Genomic DNA, 8,586 nt, shown 5'->3' on the forward strand with positions numbered 1-8,586 from the left:
CGCATGACATAATCTTCAGTCAGTGATTTACTCTATGAAATGGAGAAGATAAGATTATGGCAGATAAACTGCAAAGAGAATTAAGCAATAGACATATACAATTAATTGCGATTGGCGGGGCTATTGGAACAGGTTTATTTCTTGGTGCTGGCCAATCTATTCATTTAGCAGGACCATCTATCTTACTAACATACATAATAGTAGGTTTCGTTCTCTTTATGTTCATGAGGGCTATGGGAGAATTACTGTTATCCAATTTAGGATTTAAATCGTTTGGTGATATTGCCCATCATCATATTGGTTCTATGGCAGGTTTTATGGTGGGGTGGACATATTGGTTAACGTGGATTATTTCAGGAATGGCAGAAGTGACTGCTGTTGCCAAGTATGTTTCCTTCTGGTATCCAACAATTCCAAACTGGTTAACAGCTGCAGCGACGATTTTAGTTTTAGTTGCTTTAAATCTATTTAGTGCTAAATTATTTGGAGAATTAGAATTTTGGCTTTCTATTATTAAAGTTTTGACTATTTTAGCTTTGATAGCTGTTGGTGTTGTTATGATTGTATTTGGAATGAAGACAAGCTATGGCCCTGCAACTGTGACGAATATATGGAAAGACGGAGGCTTTTTCCCTAATGGTGCACAAGGTTTCTTCATGTCATTCCAAATGGCAATTTTCTCATTTATTGGTATTGAGTTGATTGGAATAACTGCAGGGGAGACTAAAGATCCTCACAAAACAATTCCTCAAGCAATTAATAATGTACCGTTTAGAATATTATTATTTTATGTAGGATCGTTAGCAGTTATCATGTCTGTTGTACCATGGCAACAATTAAATCCTGCTGATAGTCCATACGTTAAAATGTTTGGATTAGTTGGAATCCCTTTTGCAGCAGGTATTATTAACTTTGTTGTGCTCACAGCCGCAGCGTCTTCTTGTAATAGTGGTATATTCGCTAATAGCCGTACGATGTTTGGATTAGCTGGAAGAAAGCAGGGTCCAGCATTCTTACATAGAACCAATAAGCACGGCGTACCACATTATGCTATTTTAGTGACATGTGGCTTATTAAGTATTTCAGTCGTGTTAAATGCAATTTTTAAAGATGCGACTAAAGTGTTTGTACAAATTACAACATTTTCAACTGTTTTAAATATTATGATTTGGACAATTATTATGATTGCGTATCTAGGTTATTTAAGACATGAACCGAAACAGCATAAAGAGAGTAACTATAAAATGTGGGGCGGAAAATACATGGCTTACTGTATTTTAGGGTTCTTTGCATTTATTTTTATTATATTATTGATTAATAGTGCAACGCGTTATGCCGTACTTTCTGCACCCGTATGGTTTGTTATCATGTTAGTGATGTATCAAAAATATAAAAAAGAATCTCGCAAAGCTAAAATTGAAACTGAGGAAGAGTAAAGCACTTATTATTTCAAATATGGTGAGTTAGGTAACACTTCATAACGTTAGTATTTAAACTAAAGGTTATGAAGTGTATTTTAATTAAAAATTAATGTTTTGAATGAAATGACAAATAAGTTATCTTAATTTTCAGAAAATATGGTATACTATTGAGCATAGTCTTGAATGTCATATATGCATTTCACTAATTATCCCTCTAAGTTACAGCATCTAAGAAAGATTTAATTGAATCATATATAGGCTTCGAGACTCTTTTTATACATAATTTTACTTAGCACATTGGGAGGTTTAACTTATGTCGACGATAAAAAACATCGATGGACCAAAGGATTTTATTTTTAGAGTGTTATCAGGGGTAGCAATTGGAATAGTAGCCGGACTCGTTCCAAATGCGATTTTGGGAGAAATTTTTAAATACTTTATGCAATATCATCCTATTTTCAAAACTTTATTAGGGGTCGTTCAAGCCATCCAATTTACAGTGCCAGCGCTTATTGGAGCATTGATAGCTATGAAGTTCAATATGACACCATTAGCAATAGCTGTAGTAGCAAGTGCCTCATATGTTGGTAGTGGTGCAGCTCAATTTAAACAAGGTACATGGGTAATTGCGGGAATTGGGGATTTAATTAATACGATGTTAACTGCATCCATCGCCGTGTTACTTATTTTATTAATAGAAGAACGTGTTGGTAGTATGGCTTTAATTGTTTTTCCGACAGTTGTTGGTGGTTTAGCAGCTACAATCGGCGTATTTACTTTACCATATGTAAGGTTAATTACTACGGGAATTGGTAACATGATTAATAGCTTTACTGAATTACAACCAGTGTTTATGAGTATGTTAATCTCTATGGTGTTTAGTTTTATAATCATATCGCCATTGTCAACTGTTGCCATAGCTATTGCTATTGGATTATCAGGTATTGCTGCAGGATCTGCTTCAATAGGTATAGCAGCAACAGAAGCTGTATTATTGATTGGCACCAGCAAAGTTAATCATGTAGGTATTCCTTTATCAATATTTTTCGGTGGGGTGAAAATGATGATGCCAAATATGGTTAAATACCCTGTCATTATGATTCCGATTTTCTTGACAGCGGCAATATCTGGTATTGCTTCTGGAATTATTGGTATTTCAGGAACAAAAGAATCAGCCGGATTTGGTTTTATCGGAATGGTTGGACCTATTAATGCCTTCAAATTTATGCATGTTGATTCTGCATGGTTAAGTTTATTACTTATTGTCATCGCCTTTTTTGTTGTGCCGTTTCTAGTTGCATGGATTTTAGATTTAATACTTAGAAGATTTATTCATTTGTATGAGAATGATATTTTTAAATTTATGGGATAAACCGTCATCTCTCTTCAACGTTTAGAACGTTGAAGAGATTTTTCTATGTTAAAATATAATAATATAGCATCTAACTTTAACATATATAGAGGGTGAAACGATGTCAGGGAAACTAGAAGAATTACAATTGAAAGTAGCTCGATTAAGTCGACGTACTCATGAATTAGGTATTCCAATTATGGTATTATTTGAGGGGATTCCTGCTTCAGGGAAGACACGTTTATCAAATGAATTACTATTGCACCTAGATGCCAAATATTCGCAATTTATAGCTACTAAATCGCCAGAATCAAACGATTTACGTTATCAATTTTTACAAAAATATTGGAATACGTTACCACAAAAGGGTAATATAAATATTTATTTTAGAAGTTGGTATTCACACTTTTTAGATTATAAAGAAAACAAAATTAAGCATGATCAATATAAAAATTATGATGTTTTAGTCAATCAAATTTATCATTTTGAATCGATGTTAAAGAATGATAACTATGAAATTATAAAGTTTTTCATAGAAATAAATGAAGAAAAACGCAATGAACATATTCAACAGACAAAAGATAATCCCTTAACTAGATGGAAAGTTCAAGAATATGAAAATGTTATACCTCAAGAAAGTTATCTAAATCAAATGCATCAATTCATCAAGAAGGATAAAGATTGGAAAGTCATCGATTACACAGAGCGCGAGCATGCTTTTGAAAAAATGTACTTACATTTAATAGATAGACTTGAGCAAGCTATAAAAAAAGTTGAACAACAAACAACTAAAGTCAACAGTAAGTTCACATCAGGCTTCACGACTTCTTTATTTGATAATAATCTAGAGAAAGTAGACAAAAAAACGTATAAAAATCTCATTGTTGAATTGCAACAGAGAATGAGAGAAATCCAATTTGCTTTATATGAAAGAAAGATTCCTCTTGTTTTGGTTTTCGAAGGTATGGATGCTGCCGGTAAAGGTGGCAATATTAAACGTATTAGAGAAAAATTAGATCCAACAGGATATGAAGTGAATGGTATTAGTGCACCTACGGATGTCGAACTTAATCATCATTATTTGTGGAGATTTGCTAAAAAGATGCCAAAATCAGGTCATATTGAAATATTTGATCGTAGTTGGTATGGTCGTGTACTAGTTGAACGTGTAGAAGGTTTTGCGAGCCAGAATGAATGGCAACGTGCATCTGATGAAATTAATCAATTTGAAAAGATGTGGACAGATGAAGGTACAATCATTTTAAAATTCTTCTTGAGCTTAGATAAGAATGAGCAGCTAAAACGTTTTAAAGACCGTGAAAATAATCCTGATAAACAATGGAAGATTACTGAAGAAGATTGGCGTAATAGAGAAAAATGGGATGAATATTTAGAAGCAAGTCATGATATGATTGAATCTACAAACACTTCATACGCCCCTTGGTATATTGTTCCGGCAGATCATAAAAAAACGGGTCGGATTGAAGTACTTAAAACAATTATTAGGAAATGTGAAGAAGTACTATGGGGAGTTAAAACGTATTAATTTTAAATAAAAATCTCGAGAGTGAGACCGTGGATGAAGCATTATTCATTGGTCTCACTCTCTTTTTTAATATAATGAAATGTTTATGAATGAAAATACTGTGTTTCTTCTATTATATATTCTAAAAGGATAACTCACCTATATAGAAAAGGTAACGTCGTTTAATACAAAAGATATTTTGAGTTCCAAATTGATACATAGCGTTATATTTTGTTTATTAAAGAATAAGAGTTAAAAAGTAACCTCATTAAAATAAACAAATCTTCATAAAAATGATAATACTTAGAATCAAATAGTTAGAATTATTTCATTTATGTAACAACATTGCAATCTGTAATTTTACAGATAACTTAATATAATGATATTTCAGCTTGAAACACAATGTAATTACTTGAATTAAGGTGGAATATGAAACTAATATTAAGAAATTATATGTTACAAACTGAAATATATCTGTTTTAAGATTACAAAAGGGTGTTGATATTGTAACCTTTTGTAAGGAACGTGTAATATACAAAGGCGATTTTTATGATATAGTGGGTAGCGTCAAAAGTTAACAAAAAACATTTTCAATATAGCACAACGAATTCAAAACATTTAAATAACAAAACAAACAAATTTTAAATTATATCTGGAGGATTTATATATCATGAAAAAAACAGTTATCGCTTCTACATTAGCAGTATCTTTAGGAATTGCAGGTTATGGTTTATCAGGACATGAAGCACACGCTTCAGAAACTACAAACGTTGATAAAGCACACTTAGTAGATTTAGCACAACATAACCCTGAAGAATTAAATGCTAAACCAGTTCAAGCTGGTGCTTACGATATTCATTTCGTAGACAATGGATACCAATACAACTTCACTTCAAATGGTTCAGAATGGTCATGGAGCTACACTGTAGCTGGTTCAGATGCTGATTACACAGAATCATCATCTAACCAAGAAGTAAGTGCAAATACACAATCTAGTAACACAAATGTACAAGCTGTTTCAGCTCCAACTTCTTCAGAAAGTCGTAGCTACAGCACATCAACTACTTCATACTCAGCACCAAGCCATAACTACAGCTCTCACAGTAGTTCAGTAAGATTATCAAATGGTAATACTGCTGGTTCAGTAGGTTCATATGCTGCTGCTCAAATGGCTGCACGTACTGGTGTATCTGCTTCAACATGGGAACACATTATTGCTAGAGAATCAAATGGTCAATTACATGCACGTAATGCTTCAGGTGCAGCTGGATTATTCCAAACTATGCCAGGTTGGGGTTCAACTGGTTCAGTAAATGATCAAATCAATGCAGCTTATAAAGCATATAAAGCACAAGGTTTATCTGCTTGGGGTATGTAATCCAAATCTAATAATATAATTAGAAAGAGTGGGGCAACATTCGTTGTCCTCTCAGCAACGAGGACTAAAATTGACTCCCTTATATATAAGTAAGTTTTAATCTTAGTTATCGAGGCAATAAATTAAAAAGCCTAGGACACATCGCTTTGTGTTCTAGGTTCTTTTTTATTTGAAAGTCAAATTAAAATGATTCATATAGCAAAGTGATGTTAACAAAGTGAAAATATAACATCTAGACTGAAAAGTATAATAAAGTTAAATGATATTATGTTTGTATTTATTTAAAAGATATGGTTATATAAATGGTGTGTTTAATATCATATATAGATACATTTAAATTGCTTACCTACACAACTTATATGAAGATGTTTTAATAAATATATACCTATTTAATTTGTTAAAGTATAATATTTAAGTAAAAAGATGATATGTCAATGCAATTGAGGATGTAATTGTGATAATATTAAGAGCAAGTATTTTAAAAATTAAACGGAGTGTAATTGAATGAATGAGAACAATTATAGACGTCTCAACAAAACTTATAAACCGCACTATTTGCCTGGTTTAGATGGTTTGAGAGCTATAGCAGTCATTGGGATAATCATTTATCATTTAAACACGAAATGGTTATCTGGTGGATTCCTTGGAGTAGATACTTTTTTTGTCATTTCTGGTTATCTCATAACTAGTTTATTATTAAGTGAGTACTATAGAAATAATTCTATTAATTTAGTTAATTTTTGGCTTAGAAGATTTAAACGATTAATACCAGCAATGATGTTTGTTGTCACGGTTGTTTTAATATATACATTACTATTTAAACCTGAATTAATTATTAGTATAAAACATGATGCTATAGCAGCACTTTTCTATGTTTCGAACTGGTGGTATATCATACAAGACGTAGACTATTTTAATCAATTTGCTGTAGCGCCATTAAAGCATTTATGGTCATTAGCTATTGAAGAACAATTCTATCTATTCTTTCCATTTATACTTTTAGGGTTATTAAAGTTTTTCAAAAAGAGAACTACAATGATTATTCTATTAATCATCTCTTTATTATCATTAACTGCAATGATAACGATACATATGTATACAGGTAACAATTCTAGAGTTTATTTCGGAACTGACACACGTTTACAAACATTGTTATTAGGATGCTTACTAGCATTTATTTGGCCACCGTTTTCTTTTAGAAAGGATATATCTAAAGGTGCTAAAGCAAGTATAAGTGCAATAGGCATAGTCGGAATGGCAGTGCTCATTTATTTGTTTGTAGTGGTTAGTGATCAAGATAAATGGATATATAGTGGAGGATTTTATGCCATCTCATTCTTGACACTGTTTGTCATTGCAAGCGTTGTGCATCCATCAAGTGTCTTAAAGAAAATACTAAGTTTCAAGTTATTTATTTATATAGGCAAGAGATCGTATAGTTTATATTTATGGCACTATCCTATCATTATTTTTATGAATAGTTATTTCGTACAAGGTCAGATTCCTTGGTTTGTATATATTTGTGAAGTGATACTTATGTTTGTCATGGCTGAAGTATCTTATAAATTTATTGAAACGCCTATTAGAAAAAATGGATTCAAAGCATTCACAGTGATGCCGAAAAATTTAACAAGATTTTCAAGAACGATCATTGTATTAATTTTGCTTGTTCCTTCTGCATTCATAGTATTTGGTGCCTATGATAGTTTGGGTAAAGAGCATGATAAACAACAAGCTGCGAAACAAAAATCTTTTAAAACGAACCAGAAAGCAAAACCTAAAAAGCCAGATGAAAATAATCAAGATAAGTCTTCACAACAACATTTTAATCCTAAAGAAGCGTCTCCATTATTGCTGGGAGATTCAGTAATGGTAGATATCGGTCAGGTCTTTAGTGAAAAAGTGCCACATGCTAATATTGATGGAAAAGTTGGACGACAGTTAATTGAGGGCAAAGATTTAATCAATCAGAAGTACCAAGATTATACTAAAAAAGGTCAGAGTGTTGTGATAGAACTTGGTACGAACGGTGAGTTTACGAAAGATCAAATGAATGAATTAATTGATTCTTTAGGTGAAGCAGATATTTACTTAATTAAGGTAAGAGTACCGAGAGACTACGAGTCGACTAATAATAAAATTATGGAACAAGTAGCCAAGAAGCATAAAAATGTTCATATTGTTGATTGGTATAAAGCATCTGAGGGTCATTCTGAGTATTTTGCATATGATGGTATTCACTTGGAATACAGTGGTGTTAAAGCATTATCTAATGAAATCATTAAAAAAATGAAAGAAGTTAATGAAAAATAATATTCAAAAATAAAAATAAAAGAGCTATATATCACTAGAAATTAGAATGAGATTCAATGTGTTTCCTTAGTCATGATTTAGTGAGATGACAAAAACAATTAAGTCAAAAAGGGGTATATGGTATTTATTATTATAGTTCACCATTGTGATGGGGTGGGATAACGAATTCGATATGAATTCTATCTCACCTCATTTTTTATCAATTTTATGAATAATCTTAGCGTTATTTAAGATTAAATTTACATCAAGTAAATATTCTTTATTGACTAAAATATTTAAAAGAAAGACTAAACTCATCATAGATAAAGTTGTAATAAGAGCAAAATTTATTATTACAAGAATATAACAATTCTAAAACGTTACATGAAATATTGTTAGTTACATGCTTTCGTTACGCTATTTACAGACTTCATTTAACAAAACAACTCTATGTAAACATTACAAAATGATAACACCGCACACAAACGTACATTTTTCTGATAGAGTAATGCTTGTCGTTAAAAAAGAACGAAGCCAAGGATAATAAAGTAAATATTTTAGTCACATGACTATTCATTATATGAAATTAATTATTTAAATTTTTAGGAGGATATTTAAC

At 31.6% G+C, this 8,586-nt stretch carries 5 protein-coding genes; all 5 read left to right on the forward strand.

Annotated elements, in window-relative coordinates; genetic code table 11:
* Positions 1-56 precede the first annotated feature (56 nt).
* The 5 genes from ACVBFA_RS06340 (at position 57) to ACVBFA_RS06360 (ending at position 7,988) form a co-directional block, all read left to right on the forward strand.
* Complete coding sequence (locus ACVBFA_RS06340; RefSeq protein WP_126122584.1) at positions 57-1,436, forward strand: amino acid permease; 1,380 nt, start codon at positions 57-59, stop codon at positions 1,434-1,436.
* Positions 1,437-1,734: 298 nt separating this feature from the next.
* Positions 1,735-2,793 carry a PTS transporter subunit IIC gene (locus tag ACVBFA_RS06345; protein ID WP_002505826.1) on the forward strand — a complete coding sequence of 353 codons (1,059 nt, stop codon included), beginning with the start codon at positions 1,735-1,737 and terminating at the stop codon, positions 2,791-2,793.
* Between the two features lie 100 nt (positions 2,794-2,893).
* A complete protein-coding gene (locus ACVBFA_RS06350; protein ID WP_126122583.1) occupies positions 2,894-4,318 on the forward strand; it encodes a phosphate--AMP phosphotransferase in 1,425 nt (474 codons plus the stop codon).
* 649 nt (positions 4,319-4,967) lie between these two features.
* Positions 4,968-5,675 (forward strand): transglycosylase family protein, encoded by a 708-nt coding sequence (locus ACVBFA_RS06355; RefSeq protein WP_002486899.1) that lies wholly within the window; start codon positions 4,968-4,970, stop codon positions 5,673-5,675.
* A 504-nt stretch (positions 5,676-6,179) separates the two neighbouring features.
* Positions 6,180-7,988: an acyltransferase family protein gene (locus ACVBFA_RS06360; protein WP_126122582.1), complete on the forward strand. Its 1,809-nt coding sequence runs from the start codon at positions 6,180-6,182 to the stop codon at positions 7,986-7,988.
* Positions 7,989-8,586: the final 598 nt, after the last annotated feature.

The sequence above is a fragment of the Staphylococcus sp. MSU001 genome, from assembly GCF_052976705.1.

Coding starts and splice junctions, on each gene's coding strand:
- ACVBFA_RS06340 (WP_126122584.1), top strand. CDS start 57: ATGGCAGATAAACTGCAAAGAGAATTAAGCAATAGACATATACAATTA.
- ACVBFA_RS06345 (WP_002505826.1), top strand. CDS start 1,735: ATGTCGACGATAAAAAACATCGATGGACCAAAGGATTTTATTTTTAGA.
- ACVBFA_RS06350 (WP_126122583.1), top strand. CDS start 2,894: ATGTCAGGGAAACTAGAAGAATTACAATTGAAAGTAGCTCGATTAAGT.
- ACVBFA_RS06355 (WP_002486899.1), top strand. CDS start 4,968: ATGAAAAAAACAGTTATCGCTTCTACATTAGCAGTATCTTTAGGAATT.
- ACVBFA_RS06360 (WP_126122582.1), top strand. CDS start 6,180: ATGAATGAGAACAATTATAGACGTCTCAACAAAACTTATAAACCGCAC.